This is a genomic window from Bradyrhizobium sp. HKCCYLRH2060, from assembly GCF_051168135.1.
GTDB lineage: Bacteria > Pseudomonadota > Alphaproteobacteria > Rhizobiales > Xanthobacteraceae > Bradyrhizobium.
The window spans coordinates 413,103-434,704 of the sequence record NZ_JBNPUK010000002.1 but is presented as its reverse complement, the minus strand read 5'-3'; the positions used below and the strand labels follow the sequence as shown (position 1 = coordinate 434,704).

At 66.9% G+C, this 21,602-nt stretch carries 21 protein-coding genes; 13 read left to right on the top strand and 8 right to left on the bottom strand.

All coding sequences use genetic code 11. The features are described from left to right. Positions 1-52: 52 nt before the first annotated feature. Entirely contained in the window at positions 53-1,858 is a 1,806-nt protein-coding gene (locus ACQR10_RS05815) for a PHA/PHB synthase family protein (RefSeq protein WP_316215739.1), read from the bottom strand. 369 nt (positions 1,859-2,227) lie between these two features. Here ACQR10_RS05815 and ACQR10_RS05810 point away from each other — a divergent pair, with 369 nt between their 5' ends. The 5 genes from ACQR10_RS05810 (at position 2,228) to ACQR10_RS05790 (ending at position 7,311) form a co-directional block, all read left to right on the top strand. Next, positions 2,228-2,416 carry a hypothetical protein gene (locus tag ACQR10_RS05810; protein ID WP_316215740.1) on the top strand — a complete coding sequence of 63 codons (189 nt, stop codon included), beginning with the start codon at positions 2,228-2,230 and terminating at the stop codon, positions 2,414-2,416. A gap of 233 nt (positions 2,417-2,649) precedes the next feature. Continuing rightward, complete coding sequence (locus tag ACQR10_RS05805) at positions 2,650-3,870, top strand: LL-diaminopimelate aminotransferase (protein WP_315800109.1); 1,221 nt, start codon at positions 2,650-2,652, stop codon at positions 3,868-3,870. A 39-nt stretch (positions 3,871-3,909) separates the two neighbouring features. Continuing rightward, positions 3,910-5,229 (top strand): homoserine dehydrogenase, encoded by a 1,320-nt coding sequence (locus tag ACQR10_RS05800; protein ID WP_315800108.1) that lies wholly within the window; start codon positions 3,910-3,912, stop codon positions 5,227-5,229. A gap of 204 nt (positions 5,230-5,433) precedes the next feature. Further along, positions 5,434-6,435, top strand: a complete 1,002-nt coding sequence (gene glpX, locus ACQR10_RS05795; protein ID WP_315712118.1) for a class II fructose-bisphosphatase — start codon at positions 5,434-5,436, stop codon at positions 6,433-6,435. Between the two features lie 156 nt (positions 6,436-6,591). Next, positions 6,592-7,311: a haloacid dehalogenase type II gene (locus ACQR10_RS05790; RefSeq protein ID WP_315800107.1), complete on the top strand. Its 720-nt coding sequence runs from the start codon at positions 6,592-6,594 to the stop codon at positions 7,309-7,311. A gap of 10 nt (positions 7,312-7,321) precedes the next feature. Here the strand turns inward: ACQR10_RS05790 and ACQR10_RS05785 are convergent, their stop codons facing one another. Then, on the bottom strand, positions 7,322-8,410 hold the full coding sequence (locus ACQR10_RS05785; protein WP_316215741.1) for a methyl-accepting chemotaxis protein: 1,089 nt from the start codon (positions 8,408-8,410) through the stop codon (positions 7,322-7,324). A gap of 308 nt (positions 8,411-8,718) precedes the next feature. On the opposite strand from ACQR10_RS05785, the gene recJ reads away from it, so the two are divergent. Together recJ and ACQR10_RS05775 are read left to right on the top strand one after the other, a co-directional pair. Then, positions 8,719-10,560, top strand: a complete 1,842-nt coding sequence (recJ, locus tag ACQR10_RS05780; protein ID WP_316215742.1) for a single-stranded-DNA-specific exonuclease RecJ — start codon at positions 8,719-8,721, stop codon at positions 10,558-10,560. A gap of 859 nt (positions 10,561-11,419) precedes the next feature. Continuing rightward, positions 11,420-11,833 carry a hypothetical protein gene (locus tag ACQR10_RS05775; RefSeq protein WP_316215743.1) on the top strand — a complete coding sequence of 138 codons (414 nt, stop codon included), beginning with the start codon at positions 11,420-11,422 and terminating at the stop codon, positions 11,831-11,833. A gap of 24 nt (positions 11,834-11,857) precedes the next feature. Here the strand turns inward: ACQR10_RS05775 and ACQR10_RS05770 are convergent, their stop codons facing one another. Beyond that, positions 11,858-12,259, bottom strand: a complete 402-nt coding sequence (locus tag ACQR10_RS05770) for a hypothetical protein (RefSeq protein ID WP_316215744.1) — start codon at positions 12,257-12,259, stop codon at positions 11,858-11,860. Between the two features lie 267 nt (positions 12,260-12,526). Here ACQR10_RS05770 and ACQR10_RS05765 point away from each other — a divergent pair, with 267 nt between their 5' ends. Beyond that, on the top strand, positions 12,527-13,324 hold the full coding sequence (locus tag ACQR10_RS05765) for an NYN domain-containing protein (RefSeq protein ID WP_316215745.1): 798 nt from the start codon (positions 12,527-12,529) through the stop codon (positions 13,322-13,324). Positions 13,325-13,553: 229 nt separating this feature from the next. Here ACQR10_RS05765 and ACQR10_RS05760 read toward each other — a convergent pair whose 3' ends face one another. Together ACQR10_RS05760 and ACQR10_RS05755 are read right to left on the bottom strand one after the other, a co-directional pair. Further along, positions 13,554-14,786, bottom strand: coding sequence for a lytic murein transglycosylase (locus tag ACQR10_RS05760; protein ID WP_316215746.1), 1,233 nt, complete (start codon positions 14,784-14,786; stop codon positions 13,554-13,556). Between the two features lie 61 nt (positions 14,787-14,847). Then, positions 14,848-15,414 carry a MarR family winged helix-turn-helix transcriptional regulator gene (locus ACQR10_RS05755; RefSeq protein WP_316215747.1) on the bottom strand — a complete coding sequence of 189 codons (567 nt, stop codon included), beginning with the start codon at positions 15,412-15,414 and terminating at the stop codon, positions 14,848-14,850. Positions 15,415-15,467: 53 nt separating this feature from the next. Here ACQR10_RS05755 and ACQR10_RS05750 point away from each other — a divergent pair, with 53 nt between their 5' ends. Together ACQR10_RS05750 and ACQR10_RS05745 are read left to right on the top strand one after the other, a co-directional pair. After that, positions 15,468-15,938, top strand: coding sequence for a carboxymuconolactone decarboxylase family protein (locus ACQR10_RS05750; protein ID WP_316215748.1), 471 nt, complete (start codon positions 15,468-15,470; stop codon positions 15,936-15,938). Between the two features lie 59 nt (positions 15,939-15,997). After that, complete coding sequence (locus tag ACQR10_RS05745) at positions 15,998-16,180, top strand: hypothetical protein (RefSeq protein ID WP_315800096.1); 183 nt, start codon at positions 15,998-16,000, stop codon at positions 16,178-16,180. Positions 16,181-16,453: 273 nt separating this feature from the next. On the opposite strand, the gene ACQR10_RS05740 is transcribed toward ACQR10_RS05745, so the two are convergent. The 3 genes from ACQR10_RS05740 to efp all read right to left on the bottom strand — a co-directional run bounded on the left by ACQR10_RS05740 (position 16,454) and on the right by efp (position 19,003). Next, positions 16,454-16,714: a hypothetical protein gene (locus tag ACQR10_RS05740; protein ID WP_315800095.1), complete on the bottom strand. Its 261-nt coding sequence runs from the start codon at positions 16,712-16,714 to the stop codon at positions 16,454-16,456. A 63-nt stretch (positions 16,715-16,777) separates the two neighbouring features. Continuing rightward, positions 16,778-18,397 carry a M23 family peptidase gene (locus ACQR10_RS05735; RefSeq protein ID WP_410051396.1) on the bottom strand — a complete coding sequence of 540 codons (1,620 nt, stop codon included), beginning with the start codon at positions 18,395-18,397 and terminating at the stop codon, positions 16,778-16,780. Between the two features lie 39 nt (positions 18,398-18,436). Further along, positions 18,437-19,003 (bottom strand): elongation factor P, encoded by a 567-nt coding sequence (gene efp, locus ACQR10_RS05730; protein ID WP_006614774.1) that lies wholly within the window; start codon positions 19,001-19,003, stop codon positions 18,437-18,439. Positions 19,004-19,141: 138 nt separating this feature from the next. Here efp and epmA point away from each other — a divergent pair, with 138 nt between their 5' ends. Genes epmA through ACQR10_RS05715 form a run of 3 tightly spaced genes read left to right on the top strand, consistent with a single transcriptional unit; the run spans position 19,142 to position 21,576 of the window. Next, complete coding sequence (gene epmA, locus ACQR10_RS05725; protein WP_316215749.1) at positions 19,142-20,191, top strand: EF-P lysine aminoacylase EpmA; 1,050 nt, start codon at positions 19,142-19,144, stop codon at positions 20,189-20,191. Beyond that, on the top strand, positions 20,188-21,282 hold the full coding sequence (locus tag ACQR10_RS05720; RefSeq protein WP_316215750.1) for a lysine-2,3-aminomutase-like protein: 1,095 nt from the start codon (positions 20,188-20,190) through the stop codon (positions 21,280-21,282). Before epmA ends, ACQR10_RS05720 begins: the two co-directional genes overlap by 4 nt. 36 nt (positions 21,283-21,318) lie before the next feature. After that, the gene (locus tag ACQR10_RS05715) at positions 21,319-21,576 is read left to right on the top strand and encodes a hypothetical protein (RefSeq protein WP_315800091.1); all 258 of its coding nucleotides are present in this window, start codon (positions 21,319-21,321) and stop codon (positions 21,574-21,576) included. The last annotated feature ends 26 nt before the right edge of the window (positions 21,577-21,602 follow it).

The following is a 21,602-nucleotide window of genomic DNA, read 5'->3' as shown; positions in this document are numbered from 1 at the left end:
CCGTCCCGTCCCGGCGGGACGGAGCGGTTATAGTCAATCGCGGCGGATCACGCTATGCGCGGACGCGGACATAGGAGCCCGGCGCATCCTCTAGCGGTGGATAGGCCTCGCTGCCGACGTCGCGTGCGGGAACTTCTTCCGGATCCAGCTGGCTCAGCCATTCGCGCCAGTCCGGCCACCACGAGCCCTTGTGCTCCTGCGCGCCCTTCATCCAGTCCTTCAGCGAGATGTCGTGGATCTGGTCATTGGTCCAGTACTGATACTTGCCGGAGGAGGGCGGGTTGACGACGCCGGCGATGTGGCCCGAGCCAGACAGCACGTACTTCACCGGACCGCCGAAGAATTGCGAGCCGTACAGCACGGAGTCGGCCGGCGCGATGTGGTCCTCGCGGGTGGCGAGATTGTAGACCGGCACCTTCACCTTGGAGAGGTCGAGCAGCGTGTTGTCGAGCACCATAGTGCCCTGCGTCAGCCGGTTCTCCAGATAGCAGTTGCGCAGATAGTAGGAATGGTTCGCCGCCGACATCCGCGTGGCGTCCGAATTCCAATGCAGCAGGTCGAACGCCTGCGGCGCCTGGCCCTTCAGGTAATTGTTGACGACGTAGGACCAGATCAGGTCGTTCGAGCGCAGCATGTTGAAGGCCATCGCCATCTTGCTGCCTTCGAGCACGCCCGAGGCCTGCATGTCGCGTTCCAGCGCCGAGATCTGGGTCTCGTCGACGAACACCAGGAGATCGCCGGCATGGGTGAAGTCGACCTGTGCGGCCAGGAAGGTCGCGGAGGTCACGCGCTGGCGGCGCTTGTCGGCGAGCCAGGCCAGCGTCGTCGCCAGCATGGTGCCGCCGACGCAATAGCCCATCGTGTGCACCTTCATCTCGCCCGTCACCTTCTCGATGACGTCCATCGCGGTGAGCGGACCTTCCTTCATGTAGTCCTCCCAGGTCTTGGTCCCGAGCTTCTTGTCGGGATTGACCCAGGAGATCACGAACACCGTGAGGCCCTGATCGACGCACCATTTGATGAAGGATTTCGCGGGGCGCAGATCGAGGATGTAGAACTTGTTGATCCAGGGCGGCACGATCAGCAGCGGCGTGCGCAGCACGTTCTCCGTCGACGGCGCGTACTGGATCAGTTGCATCATGTCGTTCTGGAAGATGACCTTGCCCGGCGTCGTCGCCATGTTGACGCCGACCTCGAGATTGGCCGGGTCGGACTGGCGAATCTTGAGCGAGCCCTTGCCGGCCTCGATGTCCTCCGCGAGCATCTGCATGCCACGCACCAGGTTATCGCCGCTCGACGCCACCGTCTGCCGCAGCACCTCAGGATTGGTCAGAACGAAATTCGAGGGCGCCAGCGCATTGGTGATCTGGTTGACGTAGAACTCGGCCTTCTTGCGCGTGTGCGGATCGAGGCCTTCGGCATTGTGGACGAGGTCCTGCGCCCATTGCGTCGTCAGCAGATAGGCCTGCATCACGAAATCGAAGAACTGGTTCGACTTCCATTCCGGATCGGCGAAGCGCTTGTCGCGCGGCGAGGGCGAAATGGCCGGGGGCGCGTCTTCGCCGGCGAGACGGCGCGCGGCCGAGCCCCACAAATCGAGATAGCCCTTGGCGATCTTGGTCTGGACGTCGCTGGCGCGATCCTTGTCCGACAGCCAGTAGTCGGCGACCGCGGTGAAGGATTTGACGACCTCGGTTAATTCGGTCGGTGGCCGGTCCTGAACCTCGCCGGTCTCGCGCGGCTTCAGATAGGCGGACAGCGCCTTGCCGCTGCTTTCCATGGCCTTCGCGATGTTCATCGCGAACGCTTCCGCATCGAATGTTTTTTCTGGATTGCTGCTGTTCTGAACGTCGGTCATGGCTCGATCACACTATCGCGTCGGGATCGTTTCGTCACCGCGCGAGATCAATAATCCGCGAGTTTGCGGCAAATTCGATTTCTGATTGTTGCGCTGCGAAAAAATCTCTCGCTTCCGACATCATGATCACGTAGCTGGATGAAATTCCTGTTCAAGCCGGTCACGTTTCGAGTGACAATTGGTTGTGCTGCGGCAAAATGCGCCGCGCTGCGGTCGGGCCGGGGACCGTCGACTGGAAGTTGGGGGCTGAGGGACGTGCGCGTGGGGACGCAGGGGCGAGGTTGGAGGTCGGGACGGCGCGCCCTTGTTGCGGGGCTCGTCGTGTTCGGCGCGCTCGCGCTTGCCGGGTGCTCCAGTCCAATCGCGGACATGCCTTCGCTCGACGCGGATGCCGTCGCCCGACCCAAGGAGCCGGGTGGGTATCTGCCCGTCAACGACGTGCCGCGCGACCGCGATGCGCCGATCATCTCGCCGCAGGAGCGCGACAAGATCGAAAAGGAGCTGCTCGCGGCGCGCGACCGCCAGGCTTCGGCGGGGACCAGCGTCAGGCCCAAATGACCGGCCCGGGACAAAGGCTGGGCGATCGGCCGCGTGGCGCGGCGTAATTGTCTGGCGCGGCGCGGCGGCCATGATAAAACAACCGGAATCAACACCTCCGCGTGTCGTTGCCAGCCAAGCCGCGAGCCCGTGCTAAACTCCTGATCCAGCACCGGTTTCAAGGCATGGCGAACGCCGCCGCAGCGCCAGCCCTGCTGGCGAATCCGCCCCCGGTTGCCGGAGCCGAGAGACCCATGGAAGATTTTTACCGCATCCGCCGTTTGCCGCCTTACGTGTTCGAGCAGGTCAACCGGGCCAAGGCGGCCGCGCGGAATGCCGGGGCCGACATCATCGATCTCGGCATGGGCAATCCGGATCTGCCGGCGCCGCCGCACGTGCTGGAGAAGCTCAAGGAGACCCTGGGCAAGCCGCGGACCGACCGCTATTCGGCCTCGCGCGGCATCGTCGGACTGCGCCGGGCGCAGGCCGGCTATTACGACCGCCGTTTCGGGGTGAAGCTCAATCCCGACACTCAGATCGTGGCGACCTTGGGCTCGAAGGAAGGTTTTGCCAACGTCGCGCAGGCGATCACCGCACCGGGCGATGTCATCCTCTGCCCGAATCCGAGCTATCCGATTCACGCCTTCGGTTTCCTGATGGCGGGCGGCGTGATCCGCTCGGTGCCGTCCGAGCCGACCCCGCAATTCTTCGAGGCGGCCGAGCGCGCGATCATCCATTCCATTCCGAAGCCGCTGGCGCTGATCGTCTGCTATCCGAGCAACCCGACCGCCTATGTCGCGAGCCTCGACTTCTATCGCGACCTCGTCGCATTCGCGAAGAAGCACGAGATCCTGATCCTCTCGGACCTCGCTTATGCCGAGGTGTATTTCGACGACAAGAACCCGCCGCCATCGGTGCTGCAGGTGCCCGGCGCGATGGATGTCGCCGTCGAATTCACCTCGATGTCTAAGACCTATTCGATGGCCGGCTGGCGCATGGGCTTTGCCGTCGGCAACGAGCGCATCATCGCGGCGCTCGCGCGCGTCAAATCGTACCTCGACTACGGCGCGTTCACGCCGGTCCAGGTGGCGGCCACCGCTGCGCTCAACGGCCCCGACGACTGCATCCGCGAGATGCGCGACGTCTATCGCAAGCGCCGCGACACGCTGGTCGAGTCGTTCGGCCGGGCCGGCTGGGAGATCCCGTCGCCCGAGGCCTCGATGTTCGCCTGGGCGCCGCTGCCGGAGAAGTTCAAGAGCCTCGGCAGCATGCAGTTCGCGACGCTCATGGTCGAGAAGTCCGGCGTCGCGGTGTCGCCGGGCGTCGGCTTCGGCGAGCATGGCGAGGGCTATGTCCGCATCGCGATGGTCGAGAACGAGCAGCGCATTCGGCAGGCCGCGCGCGGTGTCCGCCGCTTCCTTGAAAGCGGGATCGAAACGTTGCACAACGTCGTTCCCATCGCCAACCGGCGCTGAGCCCTCCCGTACTTTCCTTTCGACAGGTTCTTTGATTCCATGGTCGCACCCCTGAGAGTGGGCATCGCGGGCCTCGGCACCGTGGGTGTCGAGGTCGTTCGTCTCATCGAGCGTCAGGCGCGCGTGCTGACCGAGCGGACGGGGCGCCCGGTCAAGGTTGTCGCCGTGACGGCGCGGTCGAAGGCCAAGAAGCGCGGCATCGATCTGTCCGGCATCACCTGGGCCAAGGATGCGCTGGCGCTTGCCTCGGATCCGGAGGTCGATTGCCTGGTCGAGCTGATGGGCGGCGCCGGCGATCCTGCGCTGTCGGCGATCGACACCGCGCTGAAGGCCGGCAAGTCGGTGGTGACCGCCAACAAGGCGCTGATCGCAAAGCACGGTCTGAAGCTCGCCAAGGCGGCCGAGAAGCATGGCGGCGCGCTGAATTTCGAGGCGGCCGTCTGCGCCGCCATTCCGGTGATCAAGACCCTGCGCGAGGGTCTCGCCGGCACCGGCATCAGCCGCGTCTATGGCATCCTCAACGGCACCTGCAACTACATCCTGACCCGGATGGAGCAGGAAGGGCTGTCGTTCGACGAGTGCCTGAAGGACGCCCAGCGCCTCGGCTATGCCGAGGCCGATCCGTCGTTCGACATTCATGGCCACGACACCGCGCAGAAGCTCGCGATCCTCGCGAGCCTCGCCTTCGGCACCCAGGTGGCGGAGAAATCCATCTATGTGGAAGGCATCTCCTCGATCGCCCCGGAGGACCTGAAGGCGGCGGCCGAGCTCGGCTACCGCGTCAAGCTGCTCGGCGTCGCCGTGCGGACCGCCAAGGGCATCGAGCAGCGGGTGCATCCGACGATGGTGCCGAAATCCTCCTCGATCGCCCAGGTGATGGGCGTCACCAACGCGGTCACGATCGACGGCGACGGTATCCCGCCGATCACGCTGGTCGGTCCGGGAGCAGGGGGCGCCGCGACGGCCTCCGCGGTCGTGGCCGATATCGCCGATGTCGCGCGCGGCATCCGCGCCGCGCCGTTCGGCCGCCCGGTCGAGAAGCTGCAGGCGACCGAGAAGGCGCCGATGGAGCGGCACGAGGGTGGCTATTACATCCGCCTGATGGCGCGTGACCATGCCGGCACCGCCGCCACCATCGCCACCCGGCTGGCCGAGCAGAAGATCTCGATCGAATCGATCGTGCAGCGCCATCCCAACGGCAGCGAGCCGGCGAAGACGGCCGGCAAGTCGGCGCCGGTGCCGGTCATCCTGATCACCTATGCGACACACGAGGATGCCGTGCATCGCGCGCTCCAGGCGGTGCAGCGCGACAAGGTCATCAGCGGAAAGCCCCAGGTGATCCGGATCGAGAAGAACTAGCGCATGATGCCCAGGGAACCGCTTGTCCCTGCTCAAACAAACGCGTGGCGTTTGGTATAGGTTCATGCTCAAAGCGGGAGAGTAGACAGGCGGGGAGCGGCCGTTCGTGCCGACCGCCTGACCCGGATGCCGCCCAGGGGGGCGGCGTGCGAGCGGTAGATTTTGATGGCGGATGTCCGCCTTGACGTCTTGAGGAGTTGATCGATGTCGACGCAGATTTCTGTCCCGCAACAATTGCTGCTCGAGCGCATCCTGACGCTGGAGCTGGTGCGCGTGACCGAACGGGCGGCGGTGTCGGCGGCGCGGCTGCGCGGCCACGGCCAGGAGAAGCCGGCCGACCAGGCGGCCGTGGATGCGATGCGCCGCGAGCTCAACAAGCTGCCGATCGAAGGCACGGTCGTGATCGGCGAGGGCGAGCGCGACGAAGCGCCGATGCTCTACATCGGCGAGAAGGTCGGCCTCAATGCCGGTCCCAAGGTCGATATCGCGGTCGATCCGCTCGAGGGCACCACCTTGTGCGCCAAGAACATGCCGGGCGCGATCGCGACCATGGCGATGGCCGATGGCGGCACCTTGCTGCACGCCCCCGACGTCTACATGCAGAAGATCGCGGTCGGCCCCGGCTACGCCAAGGGCGTCGTCGACATCGACGCGACGCCGGCCGACAATGTGCGCCGGCTCGCCAAGGCCAAGGGCGTCGAGCCCGGCGCGATCACGGTGCTGGTGCTCGACCGTCCCCGCCACGCCGACATCATCCAGGGCGTCCGCTCGACCGGCGCCGCGGTGCGCCTGATCACCGACGGCGACGTCGCCGGCGTGATCCACTGCGCCGACCCGGACAATACCGGCGTCGACATGTATCTCGGCACCGGCGGCGCGCCTGAGGGCGTGCTGGCCGCGGTGGCGCTGCGCTGCATCGGCGGCCAGATGCAGTGCCGCCTGATCCTCGACACCGAGGAGAAGCGCGAGCGCGCCCACAAGATGGGCGTCGGTGATCCCAAGATGATCTACGGCATCGAGGACATGGCCCGCGGCGACTGCCTGTTCGCGGCGACCGGCGTCACCACCGGCTCGCTGCTCTCCGGCGTCAAGTTCCGCAAGGACGGCGTCATCGAGACCGAGACCGTCGTGATGCGCTCGGTCACTGGCACGGTGCGCTACATCCGCGCCGAGCACCGCCAGTTGGCGAAGTTCCACCTCGACTAATCCAACCCTGTCATTCCGGGGCACGCGACTTGTCCGCCGAAGCTCGTAGAGCGAAGGCGGAAGCGTGAACCCGGAATCCCGAGCTCGCAGATCGAGATTCCGGGTCTGCGCGCTTCGCAGGCATCCCGGAATGACGAAGTCGGGGAGCGATTCAGCATGTCCGATCTGTCCATGGTCAAGGCGCTGGTGTTCGACGTGTTCGGCACCGTCGTCGACTGGCGCACCAGCCTGATCAACGACTTCACCGCGTGGTCGAAGACCCGCGGCATCCAGGGCGACTGGACCGCGCTGGTCGATGGCTGGCGCGGGCTCTATGTCGGCTCGATGGACGAGGTCCGCAAGCACCCCGAGCGCGGCTACGTCATCCTCGACGTCCTGCATCGCCGTTCGCTGGAGACGCTGGTCGCCAAGCTCGGCATCACCGGGCTCACCGAAGCCGATCTCGATCATCTCACCCGCGGCTGGCACCGGCTGCATCCGTGGGCCGACAGTGTCGCCGGCCTGACCCGGCTGAAGTCCAAATACATCATCGCGCCGCTCTCCAACGGCAACGTCGCGCTGCTCACCAACATGGCGAAGTTCGCAGGCCTTCCGTGGGACCTGATCCTCTCCGCCGAGCTGTTCGCGCACTACAAGCCCGACCCCGAGACCTATCTCGGCGCCGCGCGTCTGCTGGGTCTTGCGCCCGGCGAGGTGATGATGGTCGCCGCGCACAACAACGATCTCGAGGCGGCACAACGTTACGGCCTGAAGACCGCCTTCGTCGCCCGTCCCACTGAATACGGCCCGCTGCAGAGCCGCGACTTCGACGCCACCGGGGCCTGGGACATCGTTGCCGATGATTTCAACGGCATCGCCGACCGCTTGGGCTGCTGATCCTCCCGCCTCACGCGCCCGACACGATCACGCCGTACCAGCCGAGCCCCTTGTAGGTCTCGTAGCCGGGCGTGGCGTGGAATGCGACCAATCGCCCGGACGCATCCTGATAGAAGCCGCTGGGCTTGCCATCGAGCTTCAGCGACACCCGCTCGCTGAGGATGCCCTGGCCATCCGAGGACGCGATCACGCGATGGCTGGAATCCACCAGCAGTGCGCGCGCCCTGTCGCTCTCGCTGACGCGCACGCCCTGGACGATCGCGCGCGCCTGCGCCTCCCAGTCGAAATGGATGGCGAGCACGCCGAGCGGCTTGCCATGCGCCTTGCCGTCCTCTCGGACCGAGGCGCAATAGGTCGCGACCTGGGCGTTGCCGAGCAGCGGCTGGCACTCAACGTCGCCGGCGACGTAGTCGTCGCCCGAGCGCAATCCACGCGCCTCGCGAAACCATCTGGTCTCGGCCACGCTCTGGCCGACGACGTTGAAGCGGTCGGCGCGGCCGTTGGCGATCACCTTGCCGCTGGGATCGCACAGCCACAAATCGAGATAGACCGTGTAGGCCGAGAGAATCACCGCGAGCCGTTCGGAGACATGGGCGACGCGCGCCGCGTCCGGAGCGGCGGCGCAATCGACCACGGCGGAGTCGGTCGCCCACCAGCGCACGTCGCAGGTCCGCTCATAGAGATTGCGGTCGATCAGCTCGATCGCATTCAGCGCCAGATCGACCATGCGCTCGCCGCGGGCCCGTTCGGTCATGCGCTCGATCGAGCTCTTGAGATTGCCGGTGCGCGTCGTGAGCTGGCCTTCGAGCTCGCGCGCGATGGTCTCGACCAATTGGCCGACGGCGCGGACCTCCTGGGCCACCACGGCGAAGCCCGCGCCCTGCGCGCCCACCCGCGAGCTCTCGATCAGCGCGTTCAAGGCCAGCATCTTCATCTGGTTGGTGATCTGCTGGATCGACTTGGTCTTCTCGCAGGCGATCTGATTGACCTCGCCGGTGAGCCGCGCGATCAGCGCCGAGACGTCGGTCTCGTCGTCCTTGGGAGTCGTTTGCGACGGAGCGGCGGAGGAAAGCGTCTTCAACTCGGGCGCGGTCAGCATCGGCAATCAACTCCATGTTGCCGCGCCTCCTCGTCGGCACGAAGAGGGCGAACAAATCGGACGAAATAATTGATTGAAATGTTACGGAATTCGCCTAACGGCTGTTTAATGCACTCCATTGAACGCAGCTCTAATTTTAGGCAACCGGGCGTATATATCAGCAGCCCTCTCATTTCCTGTGAGTTCCGTGGTTCTCCGGCACAAATCCGGTGGGCTCCAGCGAAGGAACCTGCTGATGGATGCCAGTTGCTGTAGATTCGAGGGGTCCGTTTTCGAATCGCTGCGCTGCAAGCGAGGCCCTGCGCATCATGGCACCATCCGCCCTTGCACTGCCCCTGAGCGCTCCGCAGGCGTTCCTCGGCGTGCGGCTGTCGCTGACCAACAAATTGTGGCGCGACCGGCTGGACGCACGCGGCGCGGCGCGGGCCCTGGCGATGGTGCAACGCTATCAGTTGCCGGAGATGCTGGCGCGCGTCCTCGCCGGCCGCGACGTCGAGCTCGACGCGGTCAACGACTTCCTCGATCCGACCATCCGCAAGCTGATGCCGGACCCGTTCACGGTGACGCAGATGGAAGCGGCGGCGCAGCGCATTGCCGACGCCGCGGTGAGGGGCGAGAAGGTCGCGATCTTCGGCGACTACGATGTCGACGGCGCGACCTCGGCGGCGCTGCTCGCCTGGCATCTGCGCCATTGCGGGCTCGATCCGCTGATCCACATTCCCGACCGCATCTTCGAAGGCTACGGCCCGAACGTCGACGCCATCCGAGCGCTGGCGAACAAGGGCGCGACCTTGCTCGTCACGGTCGATTGCGGCACCACCAGCCTCGAGCCGCTGGCGGAAGCGCGGCGGCTCGGCATGTCCGTGGTGGTGATCGATCACCATCAATGCGGCGACGAGCTGCCGGAGGTCGAGGCGCTGGTCAATCCAAACCGGCCCGACGACCTCTCCGGCCTCGGCTATCTCGCCGCGGTCGGGCTGACCCTGGTGACGCTGGTTGCCGTCAATCGCGAGCTGCGCGGCCGCGGCTTCTGGAGCAGCACGCGCCCGGAGCCGGATCTGCTGTCCATGTTGCATCACGTTGCGCTCGGCACCGTCGCCGACGTCGCGCCGCTGATCGCGCTCAACCGCGCCTTCGTCGCCAAGGGCCTGATCGCGATGCGCCGGCGCGACCATGTCGGTCACACCGCGCTGATGGATGTCGCCCGTCTCAACGGCCCGCCCGAAGCCTGGCATCTCGGCTTCATGCTGGGGCCGCGCATCAATGCGGGCGGGCGCATCGGCCGCGCCGATCTCGGCGTGCGGCTGCTGTTGGAGAGCGACGTCTCGGAAGCCGCGCGCATCGCCGCGGAGCTCGACCGCCTCAACAGCGAGCGCCGCGTCATCGAGCAGCAGGCCGAAGCGCAGGCGGAGGCCGAGGCGCTGGCCTCGCTCGGGCTGGAGGACAAGGGCGCGGTCATCGTCACGGCATCGGAAGGCTGGCATCCCGGCGTGGTCGGGCTGGTCGCCTCGCGGCTGAAGGAAAAGTTTGCCCGGCCGGCGTTTGCGATCGCGCTCGAGCCGGGCGGCATCGGCACCGGATCGGGCCGCTCGATTCCGGGTGTCGATCTCGGCAAGGCGGTGCGGCATGCGGTGGAGCAGGGCATCCTGATGAAGGGCGGCGGGCACGCGATGGCCGCCGGCGTCACCTTGCGCAAGGAGCGGCTGGCGGAATTCCGCGCCTATCTGGAAAGCGCGCTGGCGGCCGACGTCGCCGACGCGCGTCACGTCAACGAGATCCTGATCGACGGCGCCATCAGCGCGCGCGCCGCAACGCCCGAGCTGGTGGCGACGCTCAATCGCGCCGGTCCGTTCGGCAGCGGCAATCCCGAGCCGATCGTGGCGCTGCCGTCGCATCAGCTGGTCTATGCCGACGAGGTCGGGCAGGCGCATCTCAAGCTGCGCTTCAAATCCGGCGACGGCGCTACCGTGAATGCGATCGCATTCCGCTCGGTCGGCCAAAAGCTCGGCAACGCCCTGGTTCAGCATCGCGGCCAGATCCTGCACGTCGCCGGCACCCTTACCGTCGACCGCTACCAGGGCGTCGAGCGCGTGCAGTTGCGCGTGCTCGATGTGGCCGTGCCGGACCATGGGCCGGCGATGATCAGGTAGCGGTTCCACATTCGGCGTCGTCCCGGACAAGCTTCCCATACGCCGCAGCAGTTGTTGTGAGAACGAAATGCTCACGCCGTTCGTGCCTCACCTTGCTCCCTGTGGGTATGGGTCCCGGCGCGGAGGCCGGGACGACAGCGGAGGATGACGCGGCTGTCGTGCCTTTCATGAATTCGCGTGTCTTTGCATCCCGCCGCGCATTCGCGCCCGAGTGATGCATCGTCAAAGACCCTCTTGATGGGAGAGGGCGCAGGGAATGCCGGGTGAAGGCCTCACCCATGGCCCGCCTGCAAACAAAAAGCAGGCGGCAGTCACCACAGGTAGGCCGATCAACCGGCATTCCCTGCGCGATGGTTTTCACGCTTATACGCGATCTCCCCGGTGTCCGGCTTGTTAGCCACCGTCGCCCTCAGGGCTCATCATCACCCGACGACTTGGCGCCAGCTTCGGGGCGCCAGGACCACGCGATTTCACGTCCGCAACCTGCCGTTCGTCCGCGCGCATGGAGCACGCTGCGACACGATCGCGGCCACCGCATCCCGCCCTCCACGTTCATGACGATCGCGAAGCGCCCCTCTCATGAGGACGAGACCCGGATGTTATTTCCGATTTTCGGAATAAAAGCAAGCGGAAAGTTGGCTCCCGGGAGCTGAAGGAAGCAGGCGGCTGATTGTCCTGCGGAATGGGTTCGATTGGCGCAGCGATGCCGGCATGGCGCCACGTGATTGGAGAACTGAGGCCCCCGGGGCAGCGCGCCAGGTGCAGCACGCTTTGGCGAACGTCGAGGACGCGCACGCGCGAGGCGGTTGCACGCTCTTGACCGGCTCGGCAAGGTGCGCAGGCGGCTGAGGGGGGCTAGATGAATCGCGTGTCGTTCAAGGGCGTCGTGATCGGTAACATCGTCGACATTCTGTCGACGAACCTTGCCATCTTTCCCGTGACGATCCTCGTCTTCATCGTGTCGGGATCGGCTGCGGCGGAGCTCGCGGCCTCCGATCCGCGCGCACTGATGGCGAGCAAGCTCTTCAAGGCGTTGTCGTTCACGTTCGGAGCACTCAGCTCCGTGTTGGGTGGCTACGTGTCCGGGCGGCTTGCCAGGCACGATGACATCTTGAATGGAGCTCTCTCGTCGATCCTGTGCATGGGGTTCGGCGTGTACGCGATGTTTGTCGGCCGTGGCGGGCTTGGGACGCAACTGGCCCTCATCGCCTTGAGCCCGGTGCTGGGCGCTGTTGGCGGCTATCTCAGCATGCGCCACAGGAAACCGCAGTGACAGCCGGCGGGCTGCGCCTGGAGCTCAGCGCCAGGACGGCTTCGGCAGCTGATCGGGATTGAATTTCGGCGTCGGCCGGGGCGCTGGTGGAGGCGCGGCGTCGTCGGACGCCGAGAACAGCAGAAGCGCCTCGAACGGCACGTCGGGAGCTTCCGCGGCATAGCCGGAGCAGGTGACGGGCGTGCCCCGGCAGCATCCTTCGAGGCTGAGCGTCAGCTCGTCCGGGCCGAACAGCGACGGCTGTCCCGGGGCATGGCGCTTGGTCTTGATGATGGCGGTGAAACGATCGCCATGGGCCTCGTAGCTGCCGGCATAGCTGAGCACGGTATCGCCGCCGCAGATCCTGCCAGCGACCAGCTCGACAATGCCCGTTCCCTGGCCCTTGGGGGTCCTGAACCAGGCGGAATAGGTGCCTTCTTTCATCATCTGCCGCAGATCCCGTCGTTGGGTCGCGCGCATCGTTGTGCGACGCAAATTAAGAGAAGGTGAAAACGACCGCCAGAACAGGTCGGGAACCCGGAATTTGTTAGTATACGAATGGTGGGGGCGCTGCGGGCCGTCTCCGCTCGCTACGCTCCGGGCCGTGCCAAGTCGCATCCCGTGGCCATGCCGTTCGTCTCAAGAAAATCATCCGGCTGGGTGTCGGCCCGCGTATAAGGGAATAAGAACAGGGCCTACCTTGAGGACTATCCGATGCCATCCGAACCTCGCTCGCCGCGTCTTGCCGTTCTGATCGACGCCGACAATGCCTCGGCCAAGATCGCGGACGGGCTGTTCGAGGAAATCGCCAAGATCGGCGAGGCGAGCGTGCGCCGGATCTATGGCGACTTCTCCAGCCCGCGCTCGAAGCCGTGGGCCGATACGCTGGCGCGTCACGCGATCGTGCCGCAGCAGCAGTTCGCCTATACGACCGGCAAGAACGCCTCCGACATCACGCTGGTGATCGACGCGATGGACCTGCTGCACAGTGGACGCTTCGACGGCTTCTGCCTGGTGTCGTCGGACAGCGACTTCACCCGTCTCGCGGCGCGCATCCGCGAGCAGGGCACCGACGTGTTCGGCTTCGGCGAGCAGAAGACGCCGGAGAGTTTTCGGCAGGCCTGCCGCAGGTTCATCTACACGGAGAATTTGCGCAGCGACGCGGCGGGCAGCAAGGATGCGGACAGCGCCGCGGCGCCGAAGTCGCTGCTGCCGATCAGCGCGGCGACGCCGATGATCAAGAAGGTGATCACGCAGATGGAGAGCGAGGACGGCTGGGTCGCGCTCGGCGAGGTCGGCAAGCAGCTCTCCAACCTGGTCTCCGACTTCGATCCGCGCACCTATGGCTGTCGCAAGCTCAGCGATCTCGTTCGCAAGACGGGAGGCTTCGAGATCGAGGAGCAGGCCAAGGGCGGCGGCTCGGTGCGCATCCGGGTGAAGGCTGCCAGCGCGTCGCAGCCCAAGGCGCGGGCGTCGAGGTCCGGCCACCGCGAGGCGGCCGCCAAGACGTGATCACTCCGGCGCGAGGCTCGCGATGACCGGAGCGTTGCGCTACTCGCCATGACGGCGAACTCGTAGGGTGGCCGAAGCAGCCGCCGAAGGAGGCCGCGTGCCCACCGTCGGGCCGCGTGCTCAACCGCGGGATGGTGGGCACGGCGCCACCGCGATTTCGATCGTTGAGAGAGCACGGCAGCGCCTTTGCCCACTCTACTTGTTGGTCACACGGCAGCGACCGTACCGCTCAACCGCCCTGTCTGAGCTTCGCCAGCACCTTCAGCCCACCATAGCCGTCGGCCGGCGTGAGGCCCGCTTTGACCTGGAAGTCGCGGATCGCCTTCATGGTGTCGTTGCCGACGCGGCCATCGGTGCCGCCGGTGTCGAAGCCGGCGGCGGTCAGGCGCTTCTGCATCTCCTGCACCTCGGCCAAGGTCAGCGCGCGCTCCGAGCCGGGGAAGGGCTGCAGGAAGGGCGGGGCGCCCAGAATGCGGTCGCCGAGATGGCAGATCGCGAGCGCGTAGCTCATGGCCGGATTGTAGGACTTCACCGAGTAGAAGTTCGGGCCGAGCAGGAAGGCGGGGCCGCCCGCGACCGGAATCCAGAGCTGCGCTGACGCATTGGGCTGCGGGAACGGCTGGCCGTCGGCGCGGGTGACGCCGGCCGCCTGCCACGCCGCATAGCTGCGGCTGCCAGACATGTTGCCGGGCGCGCGCACCTCGTAGCCCCAGTGCTCGCCGCGGTGATATTTGCCGCGGTTGACGAGATAGCGCGCGGTCGAGCCGAGCGCGTCGTCGGGGCGGCCGAAGGGGTTGATCTTGCCATCGCCGTCATAGTCGAAGCCGACATTGAGCCAGACCTCAGGCATCCATTGCGTGTGACCCATGGCGCCGGCCCAGGAGCCGCGCATCTCCTCCGGCGTGCTCCAGCCGCGGTCGACGATTTTCAGCGCATTGGTGAGCTCGGTCTCCCAATAGGCCTTGCGGCGCGGCTCGTTCCAGGCGAGCGCGGCGAGCGCCGGAAACACCGGGCGCATGTGGTTCTGCTGCACCAGTGGATCGCCGAACGCGGATTCGACGCCCCACAGCGCGAGAAGCGTGCCGCGCTCGACGCCAAAATCCTTCTCGATGCGCGTGAACAGCGCCTCGTTCTTCTGCAGCGCGATCTTGCCGTTGATGACGCGCCAGTCGGAGACGCGGCGGTTGATGTACTGCCAGAGCTGCTCCTTGAACTCGGGCTGGTTGCGCATCTCCTTGAACACGGTCATGTCCGGCTCGAGCCGTGCCATGACCCGCGTCCAGGTCGCCTGCGAGATGCCCTTGGCGAGCGCGCGGTTGCGGAAGCCGTCGCGCCAGGCCTCGAACTCGGCCGGCGCCGCGGACGCCGGCAGGGCCGGGACGAGCAGCGCGGCGGCGCCGAGGCCGGAGCGGAGCAGGGCGCGGCGGGTCACCGGATCGGGTCGTGAATCGGACTGGGTCATGGCCGCCAGTCTACCCGGTCAGGGCGGTGCGCGGCAAAGCCTTGGCAGCGCCGGGAACCCGCTAGGCGCCGTGGAGATCGGCGGCGATGTGCGCGAGCCAGCGCCGGATGGTCGCGAGCTCACTCCGTTTCAAGCCGCGGGCGAGCCTGCGTTCGATGGCAGTCGCCTGTCGGCGCGCCGTGGCGAGCAGCGCGAGGCCACGGCGCGTCAGGCTCCATTGCAGCACCCGGCCATGGACCGGATGCGGCGTCCGCCGGACGGCACCGTCCCGCTCGAGATTGCCGATGATGACGTTGACGGTCTGCGGCGTCAGCAGCGCGACGCGGGCGCAGTCGGCGCCGGACAGGCCGGGATAGGCCTTGAGCATCGTCAGCACCACGAATTGCGGATGGGTCAGGCCGGTGGCGACGAGCGCGCGGTCGAGCGAGAGCCGCGCCGCGGCCTGCGCCTGGCGCAGCAGATAGGCGAGGTGGCCGTCCTCGCCGCGCTTGCCCTCGCCGGGCGACGGCGGACGGGCCGCCGTCTTGGGCTGACTCTTGGGTTGTGTCTTGGATTGCGCTTTGGGCCGACGCGCGGGGCCGGCCTTTCGCGAGGCTCGCGAGTTCGTCAATGCCGGTGCCTTGCGCATGTCATCAGAGCCCTGATAAGTTGTCAGACATCTGATAACATGAGAGACGGATAATGTCACATGCGCGCAGCGAATACACCGCGTTCCGGAGCCAGGCGCCGGAGCTGTACGAGGCCATCCTGGCGGTGAGCCAGCAGGCGGCCAAGGCCGGCCTCGACAAGCAGTTGCTCGAGCTCGTCAAGATCAGGGCGTCGCAGATCAATGGCTGCGCATTCTGCGTGCAGCATCACGTGCTGCTGGCCGAGAAGCTCGGCATCTCCGCCGACAAGATCAACCTGGTCGTCGTGTGGCGCGAGGCGCCGCAATTCTCGGCCCGCGAGCGCGCGGCGCTGGCGTTCACCGAGGCGCTGACCACGCTGCACGGCGGCGTCAGCGACGAGGTCTACACCCAGGCGCGGGCCGAATTTTCCGAAACGGAGCTGGTGTTCCTGACGTCGGCGATCGGCGTGATCAATCTCTGGAATCGCTATGGCGTCGCGTTCCGCTGGACGCCGGCGGAGCGGCCGGCACGGGCGCCGTCCTGAGCTGCCTGGAACCGCAGCGGGGCCGGGCGGGTTATGCGTGCAACTCGGAGGAGGCGCGCATGACCGGGACGGACGAACCGCTCAAGCCGGAGGATTTCCCGCTGGAAGCCGATAAGCAGCACGTGCAGCGCCAGGACGGCAAGCCGATCGCCACGACGAAGAACGAGGCGATGGCGCACGAGATCGCCGAGCGTCTCAATGCCGAGGAGCAACGCCGCGAAGAGGACAAGTGGTCGGCGTGACCGACGACAACGAGCTCATGAGTTGCCTTGCGAGACGGCGAGCCGCGCGATGTGAACGATGATCTCGCGGCTTGCGCCATGCACCTCGCCGGGAGAGGTCGGATCGAGGGTGACAGGTCTACCACTCATAATTCCCGTGCGGCTGCCCCTCACGCCAACCCTCTCCCCGTAAGAACAGGGCGAGGGAGCACACCGGTGATGGCGGGCAAGCTTGTGTCTCTCTGAGAGCCGCGGGAGACAGATACCGGCTGCAAGCTAATAAGTATGTCGCGCTCAGAACGGATTGGCCGGCTGCGCGCGCTTGGGGCCTTCCGGCTTGGGCTCGACCGCGAGGCTGGGGTCGGTCGGCATCACGCGCGCGCCGGCAGCGCGGGCGACCTGGCCGGTGGTCGAATGACGCGCTTCGTCGGCCGACTTGATCTCGGGCGGATGCCAGCGGTCGCGCACCAGCATCGTCAGCGCGCCGACACACACCAGCGCAATCGCCGCTGAAACGAGCGCCGGGCCGGCTCTGCGATGTGGGTTGGCTGTCACCGTCTGCGATCCTCCGCGCAGACAACCCGGAACGGTGGGCCGCGGTTCCAGCCGCGCCGGCGATCAGTTCCGGTCGCGCCCGGCGGCAGCATCGGCCGCAGGTCCGGGCGGCGAGGGTCCGAGCGCGCCGGTGGTCAACGGCGGCTGCGACGCGGTGATCTCCTCCAGCCCGACCTCGCGGCCGCGGCCGCCGATCAGGCGCTCATAGGCCGCGATCAGCGTCATGTAGGGATTGACCCAGATCCAGCCATCGCGCGTGAACAGCTGGACGTCGAAATGCAGATGGCGCGTGGTGCCGTTGGGATGGTCGAGATAGTTCGAGACCACGCCGATCGGCTCGCCCTCGCGCAAGCGCCGGCCGTTGAGCAGGCCGTCGGCATCCATCGCCGAAGGGTTCATGTGCATGTAGCGGAAGCGGATGTGCTCGGTGCCGCTGTTGACCTGCACCGTCACGGCCTGCTGCCGGGTCGAGCGGATCACGACGCCGTCGCGCGCGGCGAGCACGCGCTGCCGCCACGGATTGCAGCCCTCGGCGCCGTCGCGCCGCACCGGGCAGGCCCCCGGCCTGAGATCCTGGCCCTGATGGCCGAAGCCGCTGGCGCACTGGCCGACGTTGAAGCTGCGCGCCTCGCAGAAATTGTCGCGCCAGGGATACTGGCTCCACGGCTGATCGAATTTGTCGCTCGCACGCCGGCGGCCGAACGACTGCGAGTGCACATAGGCCGGTGCATCCAGGGGATAGCGGATCTGCGAATAGACGGTGCGGTCGGCCCGCCCGCTCCGGCCGCGTCCGCCGCTGTTGGCGACGATGTCGCCAACAGGCCGATAGGTGAAATCGGCATCGAGCGTGACCGGACGCTCGGCGGTGAGCGGCGCGATCTCCGGCGGGATGCGCGACGGCTGCCCGCCGGCGATGCGCAGCGCCTTCAGGAAACGCTCGGCGATGGGATAGGCCTCGCGGCAGGCGAGGCGCCGCGGCCGCGGCGCGCTGTCGAGACACTGGATCGAGACCACATAGGGCACGCCGAAGCGGGTGAAGGCGTAGCGGACATAGCCCTCGCGAATGAAGCGGCGCAGATCCGGATATTGCGCTGACAGCGCCTTGACGCTTTCGCCCTTGCCGCCGGCGGGATCGGCGACCTCGTAGGTGAGGAGTGAGCCGGTGATCTGGATCTCGACCGGCTTGGCGAAGACGCGCGACGGCAGGCCGGAGGTCACCTCCGGCGGCAGCGAGAACACGGCGTCGTAGCCGGACGGGCCGGCATCGAACAGGTCGGTCTGGAAGTCGGCCTGATAGCGCGACAGGTCGCGCGCCGCGATGGCGGCGCTGCGGCGCGCAGCGAGATAGGCGATGGTGTCGAACGGCAGCAAAACGGGGACCGGACTGCGTCCGATCCCCGTGAAGATGGTCGAGGTTACGCCGTTGAGCTGGACCAGCGCGGGCCTGCGCCGGGCATCGCCGGCGGAAATACCGCTCCGGCGCGCGGACAGAGCGAAGTCGGCGGCGACCTCGGGCGCCGCGTTGAGCTCGGAGCGGAGCTGATCCAGCGCCGCGCGCCAGTCGGCGCGGTTGATGGTGAGGGCAGGCGGCGCGAAGTCATCGGCCGCGCGCGTCGTCGATGGCGCGGCCAGCGTGATGATCGCCGCCAGGGCGGCGATGAGCGTGATGACCCGTGCCCCCAAATTCCCCCACGCCCCCCGGCGTCAGATCCTCGAGATGCCTCAGTCCTTGGCGCGCTCGCAGTAGGAGCCGTCCTCGGTCATGACGACGATGCGGGTGCCGACCGTGATATGCGCCGGCACGCCGGTGCGGACGCCGTTGGAGAGCACCGCCGGCTTGTAGGACGACGACGCGGTCTGGCCCTTGGTGACCGGCTCGGTCTCGACAACCTCGAGCGTGACCCGCTGCGGCAGCGTGATTGCCACCGGGACCACGTCGTGCATCGACAGTTTGACCGTCATGTTCTCCTGGAGATAGGCGGCCTGGTTGCCGACCACGTCCTTCGGCACCTGGACCTGGTCGTAGGTCTCCGGGTTCATGAAGTGGAAGCCGTCGGCATCCTCGTAGAGGAACGTGAAGTTGCGCTCCTCGATCGTCGCCTTCTCGACCTGGTCGGTGGTCTTGAAGCGCTCCGAGATCTTCACGCCATCGCTGATTCGGCGCATTTCGATCTGGCTGACCGGGGTGCCCTTGCCGGGATGGATGTTCTCGGCGGTCACGACGACATAGAGCTTTCCATCTTGCTCAATGACGTTACCCTTGCGAATAGAGCTGGCGATGACTTTCAAAGCTGTTTTCCTGACACTGAAAAGGGGGCGCCGGCCCAAGCCGGGGCGCCACGCGACGCGGAATGCGGTTTCGGGCGGCAACATACTGATTTTGTCCGGGGTTGCCAGTCTTTTGCGGCCCGAACGGACGACCCTCTGATGTCCCGGGAGCCCGCGCCTTCGCCGTGGTGGTCGCCGCAGCGGCACGCCGATGTCAGGCCGTTCCTGCTCGCCCGGGCCGCGATCACCCGGGCGTTGCGAGCCTGGTTCGACGAGCAGGGCTTTACCGAGGTCGAGACCGGCATCCTGCAGGTGTCGCCGGGCAACGAGACCCACCTGCACGCACCACGCACCGACCTGACGAGCCCGGATGGAACCCGCTACCGGCGTTTTTTTCGAACCTCACCGGAATTCGCCTGCAAGAAGCTGCTGGCGGCCGGGGAGCGGCGGATATTCGAGTTCGCCCGGGTGTTCCGCGACCGCGAGCGCGGCGACCTGCACCTGCCGGAATTCACCATGCTGGAATGGTATCGGGCGGAGGCGCCTTACGACGCGATCATGGCCGACACCGTCGTGGTGATCGCCCACGCCGCCCGGACCACCGGCATCCGGCAATTCGCGTTCCGTGGCCGCACCGCCGATCCCTTCGCCGAGCCGGAGCTGCTGACGGTTGCCGGCGCGTTCGCGCGCCATGCCGGGATCGACCTGCTCGCGACCATCCGCGACGGCGCGGGCGACCGTGCGGCGCTGGCCGAGGCCGCCGCCGGCAAGATCCGGATCAGCGACGACGACACCTGGTCGGACCTGTTCAGCAAGGTGCTGGTCGAGCATGTCGAGCCGCATCTCGGGCAGGGTCGGCTCACCGTGCTCTATGAATATCCGGCGCCGGAGGCCGCGCTGGCACGGGTGGCCGCCGACCCCCGCGTCGCCGAGCGGTTCGAAGTCTATGCCTGCGGCGTCGAGCTCGCCAATGGCTTTGGCGAGCTCACCGACGCCGCCGAGCAGCGCCGCCGCTTCGAGCAGGAGATGGCCGAGAAGGAGCGCCGCTATGGCGAGCGCTATCCGCTCGACGACGACTTCCTCGCCGCCGTGACCGAGATGCCGCAGGCGAGCGGCGTTGCGCTCGGCTTCGACCGCCTGGTGATGCTGGCGGCCGGCGCCATCAGGATCGACCAGGTGGTGTGGACACCGCCGGCAGGTGAGCGATGAACAGGATCGAACGTCCGACGACATTGCGCAGCGCCGAGGATCTCGTCGCGCAGGGACTGGCCGACCCGGCGGAGCAGCCGGCGCTGGCGCGCGTGGCGCAGCGCTACGCCGTGGCGGTGACGACGCATCTCGCCGACCTGATCGACGCCGATGATCCCAACGATCCGATCGCGCGCCAGTTCGTGCCCAGCCCGGACGAGCTGAAGGCCGCGCCCGGCGAGCGCGGCGATCCGATCGGGGACGATTCGCATGCACCGGTACCCGGCATCGTGCACCGCTATCCCGATCGCGTGCTGCTCAAGCTGGTGCATGTCTGCGCGGTCTATTGCCGCTTCTGCTTCCGCCGCGAGATGGTCGGGCCCGGCAAGGACAATGCGCTGTCGGAGGAGGCCTATCGCGGCGCGCTCGACTACATCCGCGGCCATCGCGAGATCTGGGAGGTGATCCTCACCGGCGGCGATCCGCTGATGCTGTCACCGCGGCGGCTGAAGGAGATCATGGCCGATCTCGCCGGCATCGAGCACGTCAGGATCATCCGTATCCACACCCGTTTGCCGGTCGCCGATCCCCAGCGCATCACGCCAGCGCTGGTCGACGCGCTGAAGGTGCCGGGCGCAACGACCTGGATCGCGCTGCACGCCAATCATCCGCGCGAGCTCAGTCCTCCGGTTCAGGCGGCCTGCGCGCGGCTGATCGATGCCGGCATTCCCATGGTCAGCCAGTCGGTGCTGCTGCGCGGCGTCAATGATGACGCGGCGACCCTGGAGGCGCTGATGCGCGCCTTCGTGGAGATCCGCATCAAGCCGTATTACCTGCACCATGGCGACCTCGCGCCGGGCACGGCGCATCTGCGGACCACGCTGGCGCAAGGTCAGGCCCTGATTCGAACGCTGCGCGGCCGGGTGTCCGGCCTGTGCCAGCCCGACTACGTGCTCGACATTCCCGGCGGCTACGGCAAGGCGCCGGTGGGGCCGCAATACCTCACTGCCGATGAAACTGTTGAGCAGGATCATGTGGCAGCTGCGCAAACGCGCTATCGTGTGATTGACTATTGCGGTGAGGCGCACCTCTATCCGCCCGCCGCGGGATGAAGTGTCCTGCTGATTCCGCTGACACGGAGGAGCAACATGAAGAGACTTGCGATCGCGATGGGGCTCCTGATGGCCGCGACTGACGGCATCGCGCTGGCGCAGAGCGGCAGCGGCTCCTCCGCCGGCACCGGATCGAAGAGCGGCATGCCGCCGCAGGCGCCGATCGGCCATCGCCAGGTGCGTCCCAGCGACCTGCCGAAGGCCGAGCAGACCGAAGACAATTCGATGAGCGGCATGACCAAGGAAGACCGCGACCTCGATCGCAAGATCAAGGGCATCTGCCGCGGCTGCTGAGTCCGACCAGCGGCGCGCCCGACGCG